The organism is Streptomyces sp. CO7 (assembly GCF_053474865.1).
Genome location: NZ_JBRIOU010000125.1, coordinates 1 through 426 on the forward strand (window position 1 = coordinate 1; position 426 = coordinate 426).

At 66.4% G+C, this 426-nt stretch carries 1 protein-coding gene; it reads left to right on the forward strand.

What is annotated here, in order from left to right; all coding sequences use genetic code 11:
* Positions 1-426: glycoside hydrolase family 27 protein (locus ACOV8S_RS31410; RefSeq protein ID WP_448321879.1), on the forward strand; the 426-nt coding region annotated here is incomplete at both ends.

Below are 426 nucleotides of genomic sequence, written 5' to 3' on the forward strand. Positions count from 1 at the left end.
GGCCACGAGTACAGCGACGCACGGCAGTTCGCCGACTGGGGCGTCGACTACCTGAAGTACGACAACTGCAACAACCAAGGCGTGGACGCCAAGGGGCGCTACATCACGATGCGCGACGCCCTCAGGGCCACCGGCCGGCCGATCGTCTACAGCATCTGCGAGTGGGGCGAGAACAAGCCCTGGGAGTGGGCCGGCGACGTGGGCCAGCTCTGGCGCACCACCACCGACATCAACGACAGCTGGGGCAGCATGCTGTCGATCATGAAGCAGAACCTGCCGCTCTCGCGGTACGCGGGCCCCGGCCGCTGGAACGACCCCGACATGCTGGAGGTCGGCAACGGCGGCATGACGGACACCGAGTACCGCTCCCACTTCTCGATGTGGTCGATGATGGCCTCACCGCTGCTCATAGGGTCCGACCTGCGC